Annotated in this window: 15 protein-coding genes; 13 read left to right on the forward strand and 2 right to left on the reverse strand. The window is 57.9% G+C overall.

Features of this window, described 5'->3' with window-relative positions; translation table 11 throughout:
* The first annotated feature begins 85 nt into the window (after positions 1 to 85).
* The 8 genes from ENH71_RS11475 to ENH71_RS11510 all read left to right on the forward strand — a co-directional run bounded on the left by ENH71_RS11475 (position 86) and on the right by ENH71_RS11510 (position 10,413).
* A complete protein-coding gene (locus ENH71_RS11475) occupies positions 86 to 832 on the forward strand; it encodes a ferredoxin--NADP reductase (RefSeq protein WP_294130344.1) in 747 nt (248 codons plus the stop codon).
* 75 nt (positions 833 to 907) lie between these two features.
* A complete protein-coding gene (locus ENH71_RS11480; RefSeq protein WP_294130345.1) occupies positions 908 to 3,919 on the forward strand; it encodes a M16 family metallopeptidase in 3,012 nt (1,003 codons plus the stop codon).
* 19 nt (positions 3,920 to 3,938) lie between these two features.
* Positions 3,939 to 4,862: an ABC transporter ATP-binding protein gene (locus ENH71_RS11485; protein ID WP_294137831.1), complete on the forward strand. Its 924-nt coding sequence runs from the start codon at positions 3,939 to 3,941 to the stop codon at positions 4,860 to 4,862.
* Entirely contained in the window at positions 4,862 to 5,722 is an 861-nt protein-coding gene (locus ENH71_RS11490) for a DUF2705 family protein (RefSeq protein ID WP_294130349.1), read from the forward strand. The genes ENH71_RS11485 and ENH71_RS11490 overlap by 1 nt, the downstream gene beginning before the upstream one ends.
* 40 nt (positions 5,723 to 5,762) lie before the next feature.
* On the forward strand, positions 5,763 to 6,728 hold the full coding sequence (locus ENH71_RS11495; protein WP_294130350.1) for a PDZ domain-containing protein: 966 nt from the start codon (positions 5,763 to 5,765) through the stop codon (positions 6,726 to 6,728).
* Position 6,729: 1 nt separating this feature from the next.
* Complete coding sequence (locus ENH71_RS11500; RefSeq protein ID WP_294130351.1) at positions 6,730 to 8,304, forward strand: FG-GAP repeat domain-containing protein; 1,575 nt, start codon at positions 6,730 to 6,732, stop codon at positions 8,302 to 8,304.
* On the forward strand, positions 8,301 to 10,106 hold the full coding sequence (locus ENH71_RS11505; RefSeq protein WP_294130352.1) for an FG-GAP repeat domain-containing protein: 1,806 nt from the start codon (positions 8,301 to 8,303) through the stop codon (positions 10,104 to 10,106). The genes ENH71_RS11500 and ENH71_RS11505 overlap by 4 nt, the downstream gene beginning before the upstream one ends.
* 64 nt (positions 10,107 to 10,170) lie before the next feature.
* Positions 10,171 to 10,413, forward strand: a complete 243-nt coding sequence (locus ENH71_RS11510; RefSeq protein ID WP_294130353.1) for a hypothetical protein — start codon at positions 10,171 to 10,173, stop codon at positions 10,411 to 10,413.
* A gap of 2 nt (positions 10,414 to 10,415) precedes the next feature.
* Here ENH71_RS11510 and ENH71_RS11515 read toward each other — a convergent pair whose 3' ends face one another.
* Positions 10,416 to 12,452, reverse strand: coding sequence for an SLC13 family permease (locus tag ENH71_RS11515; RefSeq protein ID WP_294130354.1), 2,037 nt, complete (start codon positions 12,450 to 12,452; stop codon positions 10,416 to 10,418).
* A 188-nt stretch (positions 12,453 to 12,640) separates the two neighbouring features.
* On the opposite strand from ENH71_RS11515, the gene ENH71_RS11520 reads away from it, so the two are divergent.
* On the forward strand, positions 12,641 to 13,075 hold the full coding sequence (locus tag ENH71_RS11520; RefSeq protein ID WP_294130356.1) for an NIPSNAP family protein: 435 nt from the start codon (positions 12,641 to 12,643) through the stop codon (positions 13,073 to 13,075).
* A 29-nt stretch (positions 13,076 to 13,104) separates the two neighbouring features.
* On the opposite strand, the gene ENH71_RS11525 is transcribed toward ENH71_RS11520, so the two are convergent.
* Positions 13,105 to 15,453 (reverse strand): sodium:proton antiporter, encoded by a 2,349-nt coding sequence (locus ENH71_RS11525; protein WP_294130359.1) that lies wholly within the window; start codon positions 15,451 to 15,453, stop codon positions 13,105 to 13,107.
* Positions 15,454 to 15,648: 195 nt separating this feature from the next.
* Between ENH71_RS11525 and ENH71_RS11530 the strand changes: the two genes are divergently transcribed.
* Genes ENH71_RS11530 through ENH71_RS11545 form a run of 4 tightly spaced genes read left to right on the forward strand, consistent with a single transcriptional unit; the run spans position 15,649 to position 20,572 of the window.
* Complete coding sequence (locus ENH71_RS11530) at positions 15,649 to 16,725, forward strand: TAXI family TRAP transporter solute-binding subunit (RefSeq protein WP_294130362.1); 1,077 nt, start codon at positions 15,649 to 15,651, stop codon at positions 16,723 to 16,725.
* An 18-nt stretch (positions 16,726 to 16,743) separates the two neighbouring features.
* Positions 16,744 to 18,765 (forward strand): TRAP transporter permease, encoded by a 2,022-nt coding sequence (locus tag ENH71_RS11535; RefSeq protein ID WP_294130364.1) that lies wholly within the window; start codon positions 16,744 to 16,746, stop codon positions 18,763 to 18,765.
* Between the two features lie 59 nt (positions 18,766 to 18,824).
* Positions 18,825 to 19,232, forward strand: a complete 408-nt coding sequence (locus tag ENH71_RS11540) for a TM2 domain-containing protein (protein WP_294130366.1) — start codon at positions 18,825 to 18,827, stop codon at positions 19,230 to 19,232.
* A complete protein-coding gene (locus tag ENH71_RS11545; protein WP_294130369.1) occupies positions 19,232 to 20,572 on the forward strand; it encodes a DUF58 domain-containing protein in 1,341 nt (446 codons plus the stop codon). The genes ENH71_RS11540 and ENH71_RS11545 overlap by 1 nt, the downstream gene beginning before the upstream one ends.
* The last annotated feature ends 14 nt before the right edge of the window (positions 20,573 to 20,586 follow it).

The raw sequence follows: 20,586 nt of genomic DNA on the forward strand, positions 1-20,586 counted from the left end.
AGACTATCTAAAACCTTGACGAAGTGCCAATTATTTCCATTTATGCGACAATGCCGCCTCTTCGGCGCACAGCAGGCAGGACTTCATGACAGACTGGGTCAAAGGCGTGGTGGTGGCCAACACGCACTGGACGAACAACCTTTTTTCGCTGCAAATCCGGGCAGACATTGCTCCTTTCGAGGCTGGCCAATACACCAGCCTGGCACTGGACGTGGATGGCGAGCGCGTCGCGCAACCCTATTCAATTCTCAGCGCGCCAGGTGAGCAACCGCTGGAGTTTTTCTTCTATACCCAGCTCGAAGGTGATCTGTCACGGGCCTTGTCGCGCAAAATTGCAGGCGAATCGGTCTGGGTCCAGTTTCAGCCCGCCGGCACCTTGACGCTGGCAGGCATCAGCACGCCCGGCAAAACCCTGTGCCTGATGGCAACCGGGACCGGCGTCGCGCCTTTTATCTCCATGTTAAAAACCGATCAGCCCTGGCAACTGTTTGATCACGTTGTACTGGTATACGCGGCCCGGATCTGGGACGACTTTCGCTACCGGGAGCTGTTCCAGACTTTGCAGCAACGCTTCCCGGACCGATTCACCCTGCTGCCGTTTATCAGCCGCGAACAACGCGCAGGCACTCTGCAAGGTCACATCCCGGACAAACTGCGCAGTGGCGAGCTCGAGCAGCGGCTTGGTCGTCAACTCGACCCCGAGAGCAGCCATATAATGCTGTGCGGCAATCCCGGCATGGTGAAGGACGCCGTCGCCGAATTGCAAAACCGTGGCTTCCGCGACAATCGACCCGGACAACCAGGTCAACTGAGCTACGAAAGTTACTGGTAAACATACGGGTCTGGATTTCTGTACGAATTCCTATACATTAGGGAGTTGCCGCAGTTTTATCCGGAGAGTTTTACCATGTTCAATTCAGCGATAGCCCAATTCCGCCACCTGTATCGACTCCCTCCAATCGGAGTTGGCGCCCTTTTCCTGGCACTGGTCGCGTGCTCACCGGATGCCCCGGCGCCGGCAAATGGCGGCGAAACAGCCCTGAGCGCAGAAACAGCCATGAGTGCCGAAAACGCACCCCCCTATACCCTGGTCCATCCGCCCCAGCCCGGTGACTCGCTGGACGCTCACATCTACGAACTGGACAACGGCCTGCAGGTCTACCTTACCCGCAATCCGCAGGAACCGCGCTTCTACGCTGAAATCGCGGTACGCGCCGGCAGCAAACAGGATCCGGCTGATGCGACCGGACTGGCGCACTATCTTGAACACCTGTTGTTCAAGGGCAACCAATCACTGGGCACCCTGGACTATAGCGCCGAACAACCCTATCTGGAGCAGATTGAGGCGCTGTACGAGCAACACTTCAGCGAGACGGATGAACAGCGCCGCGCCGAGATCTATGCCGAGATCAATCGCCTGTCACAGCAGGCTGCGATGTACGCCGTACCCAACGAAATCAGCACCGTCTACAGCAATATGGGCGCCAGCGGCCTGAACGCGCACACCTGGCACGAAGAGACCGTGTACAAAGTGAGCCTGCCCGCCAACCGCCTGCAGCAATGGGCCACGATAGAAGCAGATCGCTTTGTAAATCCAGTGTTCCGGATGTTCCACACCGAGCTGGAAGTGGTGTATGAGGAAAAGAACCGCACGCTGGACAATCGTGACCGCATCTCCTACTACGCGCTGGCTGACCTGCTTTACAAGAACCATCCTTACGGCCAACAGTCCACTATCGGTGACGCCGAACACCTGAAGAACCCATCACTGGTCTACATTCAGGAATATTTCGACACCTGGTATGTGCCCAACAACATGGCGATTTTTATCAGCGGCGATATCGATATAGAAGACACCATTGCCGTCATCAGCGAGGAGTTTTCCGACTGGGAGGCCAAACCACTGCCCGATGAGCAAACCTGGCAGGAAGACCCGATTACCGATATTGAGCGCGTCACCGTCACCTATCCGGGCCAGGAAGAAGTGCAGATGGCATTCCGCACGGTCCCCAATGGCCACCCCGACCAGGAAGCGCTGATGTTGCTGGACATGATTCTGGACAACCGCACCGCCGGGCTGATCAACCTCAATCTGAATCAGCGTCAACGTGTGCAGGCCGCCGGCTCGTCACCCGAATTTCTTAACGACTACGGGTCACAGCGCTTGTGGGGCGTGCCCCGCGACGGACAGACACTGGCAGAAGTCGAAGCCTTACTGCTCGAACAATTGGACATCATCAAACGCGGCGGATTCGAAGACTGGATTCTGCCCGCTATTCTCAATGATTTTCGCCGCATGAACATGCGCGGCCTGGAATCCAACACTGCCCGCGTCGCCGATATGCGCGCCGCATTCCTGTCCGACACAGACTGGAACTACCACATCAACCAAATGCAACGACTGGAATCGGTGACCCGCCAGGACATTATTGATGTCGCCAACCGCTACTTCGATGACAACAGCTACGTGGCTGTTCACCGAGTCGACGGTCCCGCGGTGATCCCCCCGGTAGAGAAGCCGCAGATCGATCCGGTTCAGATTGATCCGAGTCGTCAGTCGCAGTTCGCCGCCAGCATTCTCGCCATGCCGTACGAAGAAATCGAGCCGACTTTTCTGGAAGCCGGTCGTGACTACGAGATTTCCGAGTACGCCGCGGATGTACCGCTATATTATGCCCACAACCCCCTGAACGAATTGTTCACGCTTAACATCAGTATTGATGTGGGTACCGAAGAGAACGATCTGTTGAGCCTGGCCAGCGCCGTGATGGGCAAGGCCGGCACGGAAAACCTGTCAGCAGAAGAACTGCAGAAAGAATGGTACCGCCTGGGCAGTGACTTTGGTCTCAGCAGCAGTGCCAATGAAACCAGCATCGCAATTACGGGTCTGGACTCACAGTTTGGGGCAACGCTGGCGTTGATGCTGGAGCTGATCAGTGACCCGCGCGCCGATGAAGACACTTTTGCCGAACTGAAGGCGACGATACTGGAGGCGCGCCGCAATCAGCGCGAAGATCCGCAGGCGATCAGTCAGGCACTGTACCTGTACAACCGCTATGGCGACGAATCGCCCATGCTGCAGGCGATGAGCAGCGACGCCATACAGGCAGTCGAGCTTGAGGAGTTACTGACACTGATCAGCAGCCTGCAACAATACCAGCATCGCATCAGTTACACCGGATCCATGTCCCTGGAGCAGGTTACTGCGCTGCTGCAGGAACATCATCAGCCCGGTGACGATCTGCTGCCGCCGCCACCCTATGAGTACCGCCGTGCACGCCAGATCGCTGACAACGAGATCTATGTCATTCACCGCGAGACCGCGCAATCACAGGTTCGCCTGGAATTCCCCGACGGCACCTACGAAGAAGACCTGGTGGTACCCGCATCGGTGTACAACAGCTACTTCGGCTCCAGCATGTCCAGTGTGGTATTCCAGGAGTTGCGCGAAGCACGTGCCCTGGCCTACTCTGCGGCAGCGAACTACTCTCAGGGTGGCCGTCCCGAGGTGCAAACCATGGTACTGGGCGCCATCGGCTCGCAAAATGACAAAGCTGTCGAAGCCACCGCCGCCTTTGTTGATCTGTTTGACAATATGCCGCGCTCCAGCGACCGCTTTGAGGACGCTGTGAATGCCCAGATCAATCGATATCGCACCTCCACCATCGGGTTTCGCCAGATTCCCGGCACCGTGTATGCCTGGCAGCAACTCGGTCTGAACGGGGATCCGCGTCAACAGCGCTTTGCCCAATTACAGGAAATGACTCTGGAGGATCTGCTGCAGTTCCAGCAGACACAGGTTGCCGACCGCGCCAAGCTGATTTCGATAGTGGGCGACACCAGTCGCATCAACATGGAGGCGCTGGCGGAACTGGGCAGCATTCGCGAACTGACCGTTGACGACGTTTTCGTGGAGTAAGCAGATGGCGCGTGCGGGCGTGGAATCGCCAGAATCCGTGTTGTCTATCGCTGCGCTGGAGAAACGCTACGGTACCACCGCTGTGCTGTCACAATTGAATCTCAGCGTGGCGCGTGGCGCCATTCACGGGCTGGTTGGACTCAATGGCTCGGGCAAAACCACCACGCTGGAATGCGTGCTGGGCATGCAGCGCTTTCAATCGGGCGACCTGCAGGTGCTGGGTCGGCCCCCGTCCAGGCTCTGGCAGGGACGCGGCGATGTGGTTGGCATTTTCGACGCCCCCAGCCTGCATCCGGCATTGACCGTACGCCAGGTACTGGAACATGCCCGCATTGTTTGCGCGCGGCCGGTGCGCAGCCCGGCCGAGGTCGAGGCCATGCTGGGTATCACTCAATACAGTCACTATAAAATAAGACAATTGTCACTCGGTAACCGGCGGCGGGCATCCATTGCCCACGCACTTATCGGGCAGCCTGAGTTCATTATTCTTGACGAACCGTTTAACGGCCTGGATGCCGGCGGCGTCGACGATGTGCTGGCGTTGATTAAACAGCTGAACCACCAGCATGGCACCACTTTTCTTCTGTCCAGCCATCAGTTGGCTTATCTGGAAAGTGTCTGCACACACCTGGCCATTCTGCACCGGGGCCGCATTGAATTGACAGGCAGTGTCGACACTTTATTTAAAGATCGGCTGGCACGCCTGGATGTGCGCTGTGACCAGGCGGACAAAGCCTGTTCCCTGCTTGCTGACATAAACGGCGTCAGCGCCGTCACCCGCGATGTCGATGCCACTGGCACGGTGCTCAGCATGACCCTGGACAATATCGACGCCGCTGCCATCAACAGTGTGCTGGTCCTGGCCGGCATCTCCGTGTCCGGGCTGGAGATGCGACGACCAAGCCTGGCCCGGCTTTTCCACGACGTGGTGGAGGCGCATTGATGGACGGTTTTGTCATCGCCCTGCGGGCTGAACTTTATGTCGCTTTACGCAGCAGTTCGACACGCCTGGTGGTCTTGCTGCCGGCTCTTATCAGTGCCCTGCAGTTGCTGCTGGTGAGTTTCCGCAGCGCCGGCGAACAGGCACGTGATGCATTGTCGGGTCAGGGTTTTGGCCAGGGCACTGCTGAAGGCGCCGACGCCTGGGGCGCGCTGGTGGATGCGATATCCACAGGACTGACGTTGACAGGGCTGACACTGGTGGCCTACGCCGCCTGGAGTTTTGCCGGCGACAAAGACAGCGGCGCGCTGCGGCACTTATTGATTCGTCGCGTGAGCCGGCGGGCGCTGGTGGCGGCCAAGCTGGTGAATGCCCATATCATGGGTCTGATATCCGTGGTGCTGATGCTGGCAGTGGCATTGCTGGTCGGCAACGGCCTGTGGGATTTTGGCCCCGTGGTGGAAGATGGTTACGAGCTGATCGGGACTGCCGAGATCCATGCCGAGATCCGCCTGGGGCTGGTGCTGGCGCTGATCCCGCTGCCGGCCGCCATTGCCCTGGGCATGCTGATTTCAGTCAGCACCCAGAACGCTACTCAGGCGATAACGGCAGCACTTGGGTTGACACTGGCGCTCGATATTTTCAAAGGCCTGATGGGTGATTTTTCCGACTACCTGTACGTCAACTACCAGTCATCCCTGCTCAACGAGTCGTACCTCGACGATGTCAGCCGCCTGGTGCGCGGGTACTCTGACGTCATGATCGACCCGACGCTGCTGCAACTCAACCAGTGGGCACCCTGGCCGCAGATGCTGGCGCTGGTCATTGCCAGCCTGATTGTAGTTCAATACCGTAAGCTTTGACCTGTTCTCAAAAAATGCGCAGCTACCTGAGGGCCTCCAGATGACGATTAAACAACGACTGAAACCGGGCGGCCTGATGATCTGTCTGTTGGCACTGACTGCCTGCGTCAGTTACGAGCCACGGCAACTGGTGCCTACCCTGTCACTGTCTCCCGATAATGTTGTGTTGTCCGACAACGCCGGGGCACCGCAGGCACCCGGTGTTAATTTCGGATTGACTGCCGGCGTCAATGAGAGTGACTCCCTGACCAATATCAGTGTGTTGCCCGGAATCCGGGTGCGCGCGGTCGCGCCCGGCGGCGCCGCTGACCGGGCCAGTATCCGCGCCGGCGATATCATCCTCAGTATAGACGGCGCCGACACGAATCATCCTGATGTGCTTGATGCACTGGCTGTGCAGACCACCGAGGCGCGCCGCTTTGCGTTTGAAGTGCGCCGCAACACCACGGTGTTCATGACAACGCTGGAGGTCAGGCCGGTCCTGGATCAACAGACAGAACCCGTCGAATTGTACCGGGCTGAGCCAGTGTTGTTGCGCGCAGGGTTCAGCACCGAACTGCTGCAGGACCGGAACGGCAGTCGGGTCTCCGGCGCCCGTGTGGTGCGCTTGTTCACAGACAGCCCGTTGGCGGCAGCCGATATTGGTATTAGCGATATCATCCTCGCCGTTGATGACAGGCTCATTGAATCTGCACAGGGGCTGGTGTCCACGCTGACGCAAGATTACCGTGCCGGGCAATCAGTCACGCTGACCGTCAGTCGAAACAATATTATACGAAGCCAGCGCCTTGATCTGTGGCACCCCGGTCGCAAACTGACCCGGCTCAGCCTGTGGCCGCTGTTCAGTTATCAGTCAACCCTGAGCCCGGACCAGACCCGTCTCAATGTGGGCGACCTGATCCTATTTTCATTATTTTCCTATCAGCGCAACGGTGCCGAACGTGAGTACAACGTGCTCGGACTGTTCCGCACCGCCAGTGACTATGGTGAACTGATTGAGGATTGATATGCGCGGTCAGCGTCTCACATTAGTAGCGGCATGGCTGATAGCCGGCATCAGTCTGTCCGGCCCGGGTGCTCTTGCACAGAGTGAGCCGCGCCAGCTCAACTACATCGCGTCAGAAATCCCAAGTCCGGAATGGCCCAATCGATTGGCCATGGCCGACCTGGACGGCGACGGACGTGAGGATCTGATTCTGCCACAGTGGACTGCCGATACCGGCAGACAATTGCTGGTCTTTCTGCAACAGACCAACAACCGGTTCCCCGCCCAGGCATCGCGTTATATTGCTATCGTGCCGGAAATTGTCGCAGTCAGTTTCGCCGACCTGCGGCCACAACCCGGCGCTGAGTTACTGCTGTTTACCGGCACCGCTGCGTTCAGCCTGTCCAGTGCCATCGACGGCTACAGCGGCAATATTCGCCCGCTGTTCGACTGGTCGCTGGCCGCTGCCATTCCTGACCGCAGAGTCGTTGAGTTTCTGCCACCGCCCGAAGATATCAACGGCGACGGCCACGTTGATCTGTTATTGCCCGGTCCCGAGACTTACGGTGTCTGGCATGGCGCACCGGATGAACAGTTCACACTGGCGCATCGCTTTAGTACCGTCAATGAGGACCTGGACCCGGCCGATCTGCCAGACACTGCCGGACGCTTTTCCACACAGGTACAGTTCAATCGGCAGGACGGACTGGTGGTGAGGATCAATGCACGTCCCAATACCGCCTTTGAAGACTTCCTGGACCATGCCGACAGCGACGACAGCAACGTCCTGCTCGACCGCAGTGTCTGGCTGCCGCCGGCAGTACTGCGCAACATGACACAAAGCGACAGCGACGATATTGTGTTCCTGAATATTGGCAACGATATCCGTGGCCAGATCAATGTGCTCGCCCAACGCAGCGACGGGACGTACAGCGAGCAACCGGACTGGCAAGGCCCCATCGATATGGAGGGCGATATCCTGCTGCAGAACATCAACGGCGACGACCTGACGGATGTCGTCCGCGTGGTGGAGGATGCCAATGACTGGACTGTGCATTTCTACCTCAATCGGGGCGGACATTTCGACTTTGATCAACCCGATCAGGTCATGCGCTTCAGTGGTTACGACCTGCAGCTCAACATCAATGATATTCTGGGCGACGGACACCCCGAGCTCAGTATCAGTTACTACACCATTCCGGTGGTCAATGCGATTCGCAACACCAGCATTGTGCGCACCCAGTTGTTGTATGGCAGTAACAACAATCAGGACCAGCATCGCTTCAACAACCGGCCGGATTTCAGCCTTGAGGAGAGTTTTTCCGCCAGCAGTATTCGCGGTCTTTCCAGTCCCATCGTGATCGACACTGACCTTGATGGCGATGGTCGGGCTGACGCACTTTACCTGACCGCCGACGGCACACTGGCAGCCAAGGCAATCAACAGCAATCTGCAGTTTGCCGACACTCCTTTCTGGCAATACGTGCCACAGCGCACCATTATCGGATTCAGCGTACAGGACCTGAACGCGGACGGGATTCCCGACCTGTTACTGAACCACTCCAATTCCATGACTGTCCTGGTTTCTTCACCATGAAATGGTTAGCTGCAAGACCACGTCACCAAACAGCCGGGTATTTCGCACTGACAGGTTTACTGTTGTGCCAAGGTCTGCCCGCCTTAAACGCCCAGGCCCAAACCGGCGCCAGTAGCAGCCTGCCGGGTTATCGGCAATTTGCTTTCATACTCGCGGCGGACACTGAACGCATGCTGGTCGCCGATGCCGATGGCGACGGCCTTGATGACATGATGACCTTCGCCGGCAACACCATCAGCCTGTACTTTCAGACGCCAGCCGGGTTCGATTTCTCTGCCCCGGGCACGCAACTCAGTTTGCCCGGTAACGCCGTAGGCTGGGACATCAGCGATAATTATGCTTCAGAGACTAACAACAAAGCCTGGTCCCTGATTGCGCTGATTGATGGCAACCGGATTCTGCGATGGCAGGTCGAGGACAGACAGTTCGTTGAGGCCACGGCACTGCTCTCGGGTCTCACAGGCTTTCTGGGACAGGGTGTTTATCGCCTCAACTTCTCCCGCGACATCAACGATGACGGTCTCGATGACCTGATCATTCCGGGTGCCGGTCAATTGTCATTACATATCCGCAATGCCGACGACAGTTACCAGCAGCCATTGGCCATCTCATCGGACATGCAGCTGCGCACGATACTGACACCGGACAACCCCCGTAACCTCGGTGTCATTGGCGCTGACAACAGACGCCAGCAGGCCGTCGATCTCACCCGTGATGTCGGCCAGAGCCTGCGTATTCCGCTGCTGGCTTTGCGTGACGTCAATGGCGATGGTCGCCCCGATCTGGTATCGGATACCGACCAGCGCTTTGACGTGTTTCTGGCCAGCCCGGACGGTAGCGGTGACTACTTTTCAGCCACGCCGGATTACAGTATTGACCGCACGGCCATTCGCGAACGCCTGGGTGAATTTGATGTCGATCAGCTCGACTTTGCCAACCTGACCGGTGTGCTGGCGCTGACTCATGAAGAGATTCTGCAGGACATGAATGGCGATGGTATCGATGACATGATCCTGCGTGAAGGCGGACGGGTCGCCTTGCATCTGGGCAGTGCTGACGGCATCGAATTCGATCAGGCCGACCAGATTCTGCGTTCGGGTGGCAACGTGCTGAGTGTATTCCTGCAGGATGAGAATGACGACGGACAGCCCGACCTTTGGTTGTGGCGGGTGGAACAGATCTCACTGGGTGATGTATTTCTGTGGCTGGCAATTTCGGGCACTATCAATATAGAAGCCTTTGTTTACCCTAATGAAGGCAACGCCTTTGCACGGCGACCGGCACGCCGAATCACTGTCGCGCTGCGGTTTCCGTCGGCCGTCAGAATGATCAGCTCGGTTGAAGAGGTGCGCGATCGTGCCCGCAGCACCGAAACCATCGTGCCCACATCACGCGCGCTGCTGGCCGCTGAACAGGCCGCCGCTGCTCAGCCCGGTGCTGCCATGGCAGACCTGCTGGTGCTGCTCGACGATCAGGTCAACGTCTTCTATAGCGCACTGGCGCCTGAATCTGAAATCGATGACGATCGCTTCCTCGCCTCTATTGGCTACCAACGGACACGCGATGACTATGAAATCGACGTCAGGCGCATCATTGACGAGTTTGACATCGAGATCAATCGTGACCTCAATGCTGTCAGTGGGCAGCAGGCCGACGTCAGCCTGACACTGCCCCGCGAGGCACAACGCGGCGACATCATTGCCACTGACCTGAACAACAATGGCAATGACGATATCGTCGTCTTTCTTGAACGCAGTCAGACTGCCGTGACCGGAGTATTATGGTTATCCGGGTTTGACTGATCCGGCGCCGGCAACAGTGCCGCCGTGATGGTCATAACCAACGCAACAACCAGGACAGAAAATAATGCGAAAAATAGTCTGGATCAGTTTTATCAGCGCACTTGTCATTGTCAACCTGCTCGCCTTTGCCGCCGACCGCTTCGGCGGCGTTTACATCGCCATGCCCTACCGGTTGGCGGTAGTGCTAAGCATTACCCTGATCAGCTGTGTGTTCGGCGGCGCCTGGGTATTGATGAACCAGGCAGATGAGGAAGTACCGTCCAATCAAAAACCTCAACAGCCGCAACCGGAAAAGCGAGACCCGTAATCCTATAAGGGCCATACCCACAACAGCACGGGCATGCTGACAGCAACCACCACGATTTCCACGGGCAGACCCAGCCTCCAGTAGTCACCGAATTTGAATCCGCTGGGACCAAGAATCAGGGTGTTGTTCTGATGTCCGATCGGTGTCAGAAAGGCGCAGGACGCTCCGATTGCCACCGCCATCAGGTACGAGTCAGGATTCACTCCCAACTGCGCTGCAATACTGATGGCAAGCGGACACATTACCGCTGCCGTCGCTGCGTTGTTCATAAAGTCCGACAGCGTCATGGTAACGATCAGCACCAACGCCAGCGCCACCACCGGATTGCCCTGCGCCACCGAGTCGAGCAATGCCGTCGCCAGCACATCCGCCGTGCCGGTGCTGGCCATCGCTCCGGCCACCGGCAACAAGGCGCCCAGCAACACGATGACCGGCCAGTCAATGGCATCATACACGGCACGTGGCGGCACGATGCGCACTGCCATATACGCCAGCACGGCCGCCGAAAACGACACTGCCACCGGCAGCAGGCCCAGTGCCGTCACTGAGATGGCGGCAAGAAAAATTGCCACTGCGAGCACAGCCTGACCTTTGACCGGCACCCGGATATCCCGGGTTGCCAAGGGTACGCAACGGTAATCGCCGGCGAACCCGGACACCGCCTCGGGTACGCCCTGCATTAACAGGACGTCGCCGGCCTGGATGGATGTTGAGCGCAAACGTTTGATGGAGCGTCGCCCTTGCCTGGACACTGCCAGCAGGTTGATACCATAACGCGTGCGCAATTCAATGTCGGTTGCCGAACGACCCTGCAATGGGGAGCCCGGCATCACCACAAGCTCCTGAATCACCAACTCATCTGATTTGGTGGGTGTCTTGGTGTCAGCGTCGCCTTCCTTATTGGTGCCGCTTTTGCCCTCGCCTGTCGACTCGTTGCCGGCTTTCTTGCCTGCTCCCTTTGCTGGATTTTTTCCTGAACTTTTTTCGGAACCTTTTTCTGCACTGCGCTCGGAATTTTTGCCAGCGGTCGAGTCTGCTTTGACGGCCGTCCCGGTTTCGCGTCTGGCTGAACGCGCTGGTTTGCTGTCAGCCTTCCGGGCATCGCCGGACTCCTCTTCGTCGGCGTCGTCCTGCTCACTGCTGATCTCCAGTACTTCTTCTTCCAGCTTCAATCCCAGGCTGGACAATGCTGCCCCCAGGGATTCGGGTTCCGCCTCTATCACCAGAATATCGTGTTCCCGCAACACCCGTCGTGAGTAGGGGGCAATGACACGCACCTCGCCACGAACCAGACCCACAATCTGGGCATCCGCTTTTTCCAGAATCACTTCCACTTCACGCAAGGTTTTGCCTACTGCCTTGCTCTCGCTCTGGATACGTACTTCGGTCAGGTAAGTGCCGGTGTCAAAGCTGGCAGACTCCGCATTACGCCGCGCGGGCACCAGGCGCCAACCTATCAGCCCCACAAATAATATGCCGACAACCGTGATGGAAAGACCGACGGGGGTGAAATCGAACATGGCAAAATGGCCCATGCCCGCTTCTTCGCGAAAACCTGAAACGATAAGATTGGGGGGTGTGCCGATCAGCGTGGTAGTGCCACCCAGTATCGACCCAAAGGCCAGGGGCATGAGCACGCGCCCCGGTGGCAGGTTCTGTTTAACAGCCACCTGAATGGCAACTGGCATTAATAGCGCCAGCGCGCCCACATTGTTCATAAATCCGGAAAGAACTGCCGCCAGCGCGGTCAAGGCAAAAATACTGAATGTCTGACCGGCTTTGGCTGGCAATACTTTTTGCGCCAGCGCATCAACCGCGCCGGTAACCTGCAAACCGTAACTGAGCACCAGCACGCAAGCCACGGTGACCACCGCCGGGTGACCGAAGCCGGCGAAGGCTTCGGCAGATGGCACCAACCCGGTCAGGATACATGCCAACAAGGCACCACCGGCCACCATATCGTGGCGCCAGCGGCCCCACATGAACATACCCACACTGCAGACCAGAATGGCGATAATCATCAACTGGTCTACCGTCATACCTTTACTCCGTTTCAACCTGACAAGCTGGTGACTGTCGCAGGCTGTTGCTGGTATTAGACACTAACACCCTGATGGGGGCAATGCCCTTCCATGCATCCTTACAGTCGCGAGTTGCTTGTTGTCTGTCTGTGCTTTCTGTTACGCTCCTGCTCCTCTGCAGTCACTGCATAACTAGGAGATTGATCGTGAAAACAACAATGTACAAAAGAATGATTAACACCCTGGCGTCGGCTTCGTTTGTTGCACTGGCGGCGCTACTGCTCCCGGTTCATGCCCAGGCACAGGAAGGCCCGGTGTTTGAGCTACGCACGTATACCGCAACGCCCGGCAATCTGGACAAACTGCTGACCCGGTTCCGTGATCACACCATGGCACTGTTTGAAAAACACGGCATGACCAATATCGGTTACTGGGTGCCTACCGACCCTGAAGCAGCAGAAAATACGCTGATTTACCTGCTGAAACATGACAGCCGCGACGCCGCCAACGCATCCTGGCGGGCATTTGGTTCTGATCCGGCATGGGCGGTGGTCAATGACGAGTCCAATCGCGACGGCGCCATTCTGCAGGGCGTGGAACGCAAATACATGACAGCAACCGATTTCTCGCAGATGAAATAAGTCGGAATATTTTGTTGCGGGCGTAAACCCTACAGTGGCCAGACGATCGGCATGAGGATTGCGCCCACAACAAAGATCAGTAAAGTCAGCGGCAGCCCCAGCTTCAGAAAATCGACAAACCGATAACCCCCCGGCCCCATCACCAGCACGTTGGTCGGATGCGCTACCGGACTCGCCACACTCACTGCCGCCGCCAGTGCTACTGCCATCATGGCAGCATGCGGTTGCACGCCCAGACCAATACTTACCGACAGCGCAATGGGAGCCATCAGCACCACCAGGACCACGGTGGGTATGATCAACGTGCCCAGAACGGTGAGAAAGTACAGTCCTGCCACGGTCAGCCAGGGATTGTATCCTCCGGTCAACTGCAATAACTGTTGCGACAGATAGGCAGCCGCCCCGCTCCCCTGCATCGCGGCGCCCAATGGCATCATGCCGGCCAGCAAAACAATGGAGCGCCAGTGAATGGCTTTGTAAGCCTGCTCCATGTTCAGACAACGCCCGAGTACCATCAGCGTGGCACCTATCAGTGCTGCGATATAAATCGGCATCAGGCCAAAGATGGACAACAAGACCACCAGCGCCATACTGCCCACAGCGATGGGCGCCCGCGACTTGTCTACTTCGGGTGCCGACACCGGGTTCAGGATAATCAGGTCGCGATTCCTGTTAAGTGCCGCCAGTTGCTTGATGGGAGCTACCAGCAGCAGGGCATCACCACGTTGCAGCTCCATATCGCCCAGACCGGAACGGTAGGGCCGGCCGCCACGCCAAAGCGCAGCCACTTCCACCTGCCAGGCTTCCCTGAGTTTCAGGTCAGCGACAGTTTTGTTGTTGATCCATTTGTGCGGATGCATGATGGCTTCCACCATCGCCAGCTTGCCCTGCTCAAAAATTTTCATGTAGGGCGTGGCATCATCCAGCATGCGCAACTGCTGCAAACCACGGAGCAGATCGAAGTCTTCCTGGCGGCCCTGCACCAGCAGCAGGTCACCGCCCTGTATCTCCTGTTCGGCCGGTAACGGCCGGATAAACTCGCCATCCCGGAACATGGCCAGTAAACGCAGATCAAAAGCCTTGCCCAGGCGGGTATCGCCCACGCTACGCCCGGCCAGAGATGCCTCCTTGGGCACCTTCAACACCAACAGACGTTCATCCAGGTGATACTTCTGCTGCACGCGCTCCTTGTCGAGCGGGGTCACGCCAATCAACTGGTATTTTTCGCGCAGGGTTTTGAGCACCTTCTCGTCGCCCTGAATCAACAGTTGATCGCCACTGACAAAGGTGTAGTCAGCCAGACGTGTCCGGCGCACCGTCTCGCCACTGAGCACAGCAAGCAGCCAGGATTGTGTTGATTCGTAGAACTCCGCCGCCGTCATGCTTTTGCCGGCCAGCGAAGAGTCCTCACCCAGGGTTACCTCGTAAAGCCCGGCGTCTTCCAGCAGCCGGTCGTGCAAAACCGGCGCTTCACGCTCAATGGACAGCTCGCTCCATTGTCTGAGCAGCTTGAAGCGATCCAGTCGCCCCTGGGCCAGCAGAATATCGCCCGCCTGCAAACGGGTCACCGACGACGGCAGCGCCTGCGTATGCCCGCCTCTGCTGAGTGCAATGATCATTAACCCGGCCGCGGTGGTCAGGCCGGCTTCGCCCAGACTTTTGCCCACCAGCAGCGATTCATCGGGTACCTGTACAGCAAAAATACGCTCCTGCAGACTGTACAGCTCCCGCAGATCGCGGCTATCGCCGGTCTCCGCTACCGGATCCCGCGCCGGTAGCCAATGCCGGCCAATCAGCGCCACAAACGCGGTGGCTACCAGCAGTACCGGCACCGCTATCGGTGCAAAGTCGAAAAATCCGAAACCTTCGAAGCCGGCTTCCTGCAGCGCAATGCTGACCAGCAGATTGGGAGGTGTACCGATAAGGGTGAGAGCACCACCGAGCAGACACCCGAATGCCATGGGCATCAGCAGTCGCGATGGCGTTGCACCGACCTGACGGGCAACACCCACCACCACGGGCAGCAGCAGCGCGGTTACGCCGATATTGTTCATGAAAGCAGATAACAGCCCCGCCAACAGCATGAAGGTGACCACCAGCGCCACTTCACTGTTGCCGGCCACCTTGATCACACGTTGCCCCATCATATCGGCGATGCCGGCGCGGGTCAGGCCATCGCTGAGAATGAACATGGCCCAGATGGTGATCACGGCTGGATGACTGAAACCGGCGATGGCTTCCTCCGGACTGACCAGCCCGGTCACCGCCAGCGAGCACAACACCAGCAGTGCAACGACATCCATGCGCAATTTGTCGGTGGCAAACAGCAGCACCGCTACCAGCAGAATGCTCAATACCAGTGCGATATCAAATGTCACTCAAACCATCCTTTTGTGTGTCATTCTGGAAACCAGCCATAGACCTTTAATAATCCCAAAAAAAACCTGAAACATCAATATGATAAATAGAAGCACAGGTAAACTGGTAGCGCTGACCATGATATTCTCTGTCTGGCACTGCAATGCGCGCCGCCTGATTGAGCTTTGCGGGGAAATGTGATTATATCTGCGCCCATGAAGACACGTCTGATAATACTCTTGCTTGGCGCCCTGTCACTCGCTTCCTGCTCCGATGAGCTGGCGAGCAACCGGCCCTTTATTCTGACCACAGCGACCACCGGCGGCGCCTACTATCCCATAGGGGTGGCCATCGCCACCATCGCCAAATCCCAACTTGCCGAAGACTATGACATCAGCCTGTCAGCCATCAGCTCTGCCGGTTCGCTGGAGAACATCAAGTTGCTGCGCGATAACCAGGCTCAGTTCGCCCTGCTGCAAGGGCCATTTGCCGCCTGGGGCTGGAACGGCGAAGGCCCCATTGGCCGCCCGCAGACCCACCTGCGCTCAGTGGGCGCGGTCTGGCACAATGTTGAGCATTTTGTACTGATGACCGAACTGGTTGAAAGCGGCACCATGCAGGACTTCCGCAACCTGGACGGCGAACGCTTCGTGCTGGGCGCACGCAACTCGGGCGCAGAACAGACCGGCCGTTACATTTTTGATGCGCTGGAGATCGACTACGAAAATCGCCTGTCGCTGGCGTACATGGGCTACGGTGGCTCCGCCAACGCCATCCAGGATGGCAATATTGTCGGCATGAACGTGCCTGCCGGTGCGCCGGTCAGCGCCATTACGCAGGCCTTTGCCCAGATGGGCGAAAGCATCACCCTGCTCAATTTCACCCAGGACGAGCTGGACGCGATCAATCGGCGCTACGACCTGTGGGACTGGTATGACCTGCCTGCCGGCACCTACCCCAATCAGAACGAGCTGGTGCGCTCCATCTCCAGCCCCAATGTGCTCGCGGTTCGTGACGATGTGCCGGAAGATGTTGTTTACCACATCACCCGCACCATCTGGGAGAACCTGGCGGCCTTGCAGGAAATTCACGGTGCCACGCGTGACATGAGGCTGGATCGTGCCGTGCGCGGACTGGGAGCACCATTGCACCCGGGCGCCATTCGCTACTATCGCGAACAGGGGCTTGAGATAGCGCCGCATCTGATTCTGCCCGGCGATGACCGGCCAGCAGATGCCAGCCTGCCATACGCCAGCGACACCAATACAGAAAGCAGCACCACAGAACAATAAAACCAGCGAGTCCGCACTATGAGAACACCTTTACTGAAATGGGCTGCTTTTTTGTTTGCCCTGTTTCATGTCTACGTCAATGTTTTTGCCACGATGTCGGAACTGTGGTTCTCTGCCATCCACTTTGGTGGTTTTGTCGCGCTGTGTGCACTGTCCAGTAATGAAAAAGATGCGGATGGTGTGACCCCCCGCTTGCCGATAAAAGTATTGAATATCGTGCTGGCAGTGGTTGCAGTGACAATCACTGCTTACCTGATTCTGTTCGAAGATGCGCTGTATGCCCGCGAAGCTGAATTCATCCTCTCCGACTACGTCATCACAGCACTGGCAATAGCGCTGGCCATCGAGTTCACCCGCCGCACCACCGGCTGGTTCATGCCCATACTGATCCTGATTTCGCTGAGTTACATTCTGTTCATGGGCCGCTACATCAGCGGCGTCTTTTCGTTCCCCGGCCTGAGCCTGGAAACAGTGCTGTACCGCAGTTACTTCAGTGAAGAAGGCATGTTCGGCATGACTGCCAATATTTCGGCGACCTATGTCTTCATGTTCATCCTGTTTGGCTCTTTCCTGCTCAAGTCCGGCGCCGGTGACTTTATCGTCAACTTCGCGCGCTGCCTGGCCGGACGTTTTACCGGTGGCGCCGGTATTGTGGCTGTGGTCGGCTCGGGCCTGATGGGGTCGGTGACAGGGTCCGCGGTGGCAAATACAGTTTCAACAGGCGTCATTACCATCCCCATGATGAAACGCTCCGGGTTCCCGGCCCAGTTCTCTGCCGGTGTGGTAGCGGCAGCTTCCACTGGCGGCGCGTTGATGCCCCCCATCATGGGGGCAGGTGCCTTTGTTCTGGCCAGTTACACACAGATTCCTTATCTGCATATTATTGCCGTCTCCGCATTGCCGGCACTGCTTTTCTATCTGACGGTGATCTTTTTTGTTCGTATTGAAGCCAAACGCCTGGGGCTGCTGGCAGACAAAGCGGGCGATCACGAAAGCATCTGGCTGGTGGTCAAACAGGGCTGGCACTTCATTATCCCGCTGGCGGTACTGGTGGGATTACTGGTGGCCGGTTATACCCCGATTCGCGCTGCCGCGGTAGCGATCCTGGCGGTCATTGCGTCCTCGTGGCTGTCACCCACACCGATGAAAGCCGGCGATATTTTTGAAGCCACCGTCGATGGTGTCCGCACCATGGTGTCAACCGCACTGCTGCTGGTTGCAGTGGGACTGATCATCATGGTGGTGACAACCACAGGTGTTGGCAACGCGTTTTCCCTGATGATCGTGGAATGGGCCCAGGGCAGTCTGCTGATCAGTCTGGTACTGGTTGCCCTGGCGTCGCTTATTCTGGGCATGGGCCTGCCGGTGACCGCCTCCTATATCGTACTGGCAACGCTGGCCGCACCCATCCTGTACGATCTCATCGCTCAGGACCAGATGCTGGCAGCACTGCAGGCCACCGATCTGCCGGCCAGTGTTACCGCTACCCTGAATCTGTTTGGTGGCGATCCGATAGTAGCGCTGCGGGAAATGCCGCTGGAAATGCGTCAGATACTGCGCCAGGAGCTACTGAGCCCGGAGTTGCTTACCGGCATGTTGCTCAGTGCGCACCTGATCATATTCTGGTTGTCGCAGGACAGTAACGTGACGCCTCCGGTTTGTCTGGCGGCGTTCGCGGCAGCGGGTATCGCCGGCACCAAACCCATGGCAACAGGCGTGACCTCATGGAAAATAGCCAAAGGTCTGTATCTGGTGCCCGTGTTGTTCGCCTATTCACCTTTGATCTCGGGCACCTGGCCAGAACGCTTTTATACCTTTTTCTGGGCCAGCATCGGTCTCTTTGCCCTGGCAGGTCTGTTACAGTGGCGACTGGACCGGCCGCTCAATCTGCTCACCGCTGCAATGCTTGCCGTGGGCGCCGGTCTACTGATGTGGGCGCCGTTAACGGTTTATCACCATATTGCCGGCGCAGCCCTGGTCATAGCTGTTGTGCTCTGGCAGAAACATCAGGACAAAATGGATAGCGTGGCAGCGACCTGAATGAAACCCATCAACGGCAACTCCGGCTAAGCGACATCGCTTAAGAGACGTATCCGCACATGTTTTCTGAAAAAGAACTTAATCTGGAAGAACATGAACTGCGGGAGCAGATCCGAAGCCTGCCTGACCACCAGCGTCAGTACTACCTGACGCTGGAAAGCGCGAGACTGAAGAGCCCGGATCGCTATCTGTTGCTGAACCGGCTGTTCCCATTGGGGCTGCATCATTTTTATCTGGCCCGCTGGGGGCGAGGTATTGTCAATGGCGGTCTGACTGCAACCGGGCTGACGCTGCTGCTGGGCACCGATCAGGTGGTTTATGGCCTGATGTTGCTGACGGCCATGGTTTTTATCGAGATTCCGCAACTGCTTAATGCCCGGCACCTGGTGCACAGCCGCAACAACAGAATCATGGCCAGATGCCTGGCGCGTGCGCAGAAACATCAGAGCAATGAGGACCCGCGTTGATGTCCGCTGCCAGCCACCACTCAATGGGGTCACGATGGCAACGCCTGCAACGCTGGGCGACAGCCCGGAGCACTCACCTTCGTCCCCATTTCCCCTTCACTGTGGCGGGTCTCGCAGTGCTTGCCATGGCACTGCTGGCCTTGCAGGGCTTTGGTTACCAGCGCATGGACCTGGTCGTGTTCGCGCTGACCGTGTGCGCCCTGAGTATTGTCATTTTCAGTGTATTGATGGTGACCGTGACCGGGTTGCTGCTGCGCAGACGATTGCGCCGCCTTGTCGGCACGTCCCTGCCCGCCTGTCAGGCAGAGGCGGGCTTTCCCAATGAAACCGGATTCCGGATGCCCGCGCTCGCCTGGCTGCCACTGATGACACTGGAGTGGCGCGTCACGGCGCCGGACCGGTTCACCACGGTCAACCGGATCAATCCCGACGACAATTCTGTCGATGAGGAGATCACGCCCTGGCGGCGCTGTCGCAGTCACCATCTGGTAAGACTGTTTACCTTGCGCGATGTACTGGGCCTGTGTCGCTTTTCATGGCGCCAGTCGCAGCAGATGCCGTTGCTTGTGCTGCCGCAGACCGGTCGACTCCGTACCCTGCCTGTGCTGCGCTCCATGGAGTCCGAAGACGGCATACCCAACCCTGCCGGACGCCCGGAAGGTGATCGCATGGACATTCGGCGCTACGCGGCCGGCGATTCGGTGCGTGACATTATGTGGCGGGTCTATGCCCGCAACCGGCACCTTAACGTCCGGCTGGCGGAAAGAAGTGTGTTCCACACCGAACGCACCCTTGCCTACCTGGTGACCGGTGACGCTGACGAAGCGGCGGCAGGTGTTGCCCGCTTTGCCTTGACGCAGGGCGCCATCGGTTCACCCTGGGTGTTTGGCGCCGATGCCAGTGAAGATACCGCCAGCTCGGTGGCCGCCGCACTGCCATTGCTTGCCGGCTCGCGCCAGGTCAATGCCCGCGCACAACCCGTTACCCCGGACTACGGACTGGATCGGTTTCTGCAGCGACAGGGGTCGGCCCAGTCTGCCTGCATCATTTTTGCACCGGCGACACCCGGCCCCTGGACACAACTCCTGAAGCGGACACTGCAGTCCAACCCCGGACCGTTTTCCGTCGTGTTCAGTACCGACGGCATCAGCGACGAACAGCCCGCGCCGTGGTGGCAGGCCCTGCTGCTGGCCAGTGGCGAACAGGAACGCCACCAGGACGCGCAAAGCACCGCCACGCTAAGACAACTGATGCTTGAGTTTCACAAACTGGGGGCGCATGTTGTAATGGTTGACCGGCAAACCGGTCTGTCTTTTGACCAGTTCCTGAAAAGGGTTTAATGTTTTTGACTTAT

Source organism: Pseudohongiella sp. (genome assembly GCF_011050365.1).
Lineage (GTDB): Bacteria > Pseudomonadota > Gammaproteobacteria > Pseudomonadales > Pseudohongiellaceae > Pseudohongiella.